Origin of the sequence: Mesorhizobium sp. M7A.F.Ca.CA.002.09.1.1, assembly GCF_003998555.1 — a bacterium.
In the GTDB taxonomy this organism is placed as follows: domain Bacteria; phylum Pseudomonadota; class Alphaproteobacteria; order Rhizobiales; family Rhizobiaceae; genus Mesorhizobium; species Mesorhizobium ciceri.
In genome coordinates this window covers 1-1,488 of the sequence record NZ_RZRR01001129.1, presented here as the reverse complement: position 1 = coordinate 1,488, position 1,488 = coordinate 1, and the positions used below count along the sequence as shown (strand labels likewise).

The 1,488-nt window shown below is 65.1% G+C and carries 2 protein-coding genes; both read right to left on the bottom strand.

What is annotated here, in order from left to right:
• Positions 1-79 precede the first annotated feature (79 nt).
• The gene (locus EN994_RS30980) at positions 80-307 is read right to left on the bottom strand and encodes a hypothetical protein (RefSeq protein WP_013530720.1); all 228 of its coding nucleotides are present in this window, start codon (positions 305-307) and stop codon (positions 80-82) included.
• Between the two features lie 70 nt (positions 308-377).
• A partial coding sequence (gene groEL, locus EN994_RS30975) for a chaperonin GroEL (RefSeq protein ID WP_127308124.1) occupies positions 378-1,488 on the bottom strand: 1,111 nt, incomplete at its 5' end.

The window sequence follows — 1,488 nt, the reverse complement described above, 5'->3', positions numbered from 1 at the left end:
TTGTTCAGGGCCTGCAGCGGGCCGAACACCGGGAAGCACGGCCCGCCGCGGATAGGTGAAGGGACTGGCCGATTTCCGTTCAGCCGCTGCCGGCGGATACCTCGGATGTTGCCGACACTTGCTGCGCTGCGAGGAACATCAGTGCCGACGCCGCGGTTCGCCGGTTCCAGCCGGCGGCTTCAGCCATGTCGAGCAGCCCTGCCAGCAGCGGCTTCAGCACGTTCCTGCATTCTGTTTCATAGGCCAGGAATTCCTTCGCTTGATGCGTAGGAGCCGGTACGGATCCGAGGCCAGCCATTGCATCCATCTTTACCTCCACTCTCTCTTCGACTGACGCCCGCTCCCCGCCAGGGGAGCGGGCGGATTGGGCCGCGACTTCAGAAGTCCATGCCGGCGCCGGCGGGCATTGCCGGGGCGGCGGCTTCCTTCTTCGGCTTCTCGGCCACCATCGCCTCCGTGGTCACCAGCAGGCCGGCGACCGATGCCGCGTCCTGGAGGGCGGTGCGCACCACCTTGGCCGGGTCGATAACGCCCTGGCCGAAGAGATCGCCGAATTCATTGGTCTGGGCGTTCCAGCCCCAGCCGAATTCGCTTTTCTCGCGCAGCTTGCCGACAATGATCGAGCCTTCGGCGCCGGCATTCTCGGCGATCTGCCGGACCGGCGTTTCGATGGCACGGCGCACGATGTCGACACCTGTCCTCTGGTCCGAATTGTCGGTCTGCACGGTATCGAGCGCCTTGGCCGCCCGCAGCAAGGCGACGCCGCCGCCGGGCAGCACGCCCTCCTCGACGGCCGCGCGGGTTGCATGCAGTGCGTCGTCGACACGGTCCTTGCGCTCCTTGACCTCGACCTCGGTCGAGCCGCCGACCCGGATCACCGCAACGCCGCCTGCGAGCTTGGCCAGCCGCTCCTGCAGCTTCTCGCGGTCATAGTCGGAGGTGGTCTCCTCGATCTGCGCCTTGATCTGTGCGACACGGCCCTGGATCTCTTCCTTGCGGCCGACACCATCGACGATGGTGGTGTTTTCCTTCTCGATCACCACCTTCTTGGCGCGGCCCAGCATCTGCAGCGTTACATTTTCCAGTTTGATGCCGAGATCATCCGAGATCGCGGTGCCGCCGGTGAGAATGGCGATGTCCTCCAGCATGGCCTTGCGGCGGTCGCCGAAGCCCGGCGCCTTGACGGCCGCGACCTTGAGGCCGCCGCGCAGCTTGTTGACGACCAGCGTGGCAAGCGCCTCGCCCTCCACATCCTCGGCGATGATCAGGAGCGGCTTGCCAGACTGCACCACGGCTTCGAGCACGGGCAGCATCGCTTGCAGATTGGAGAGTTTCTTCTCGTGGATCAGCACATAGGGCTCGTCGAGCTCCACGCGCATCTTGTCCTGGTTGGTGATGAAATAGGGCGAGAGGTAGCCGCGATCGAACTGCATGCCTTCCACGACTTCGAGTTCGGTCTCGGCGGTCTTGGCCTCCTCCACCGTGATG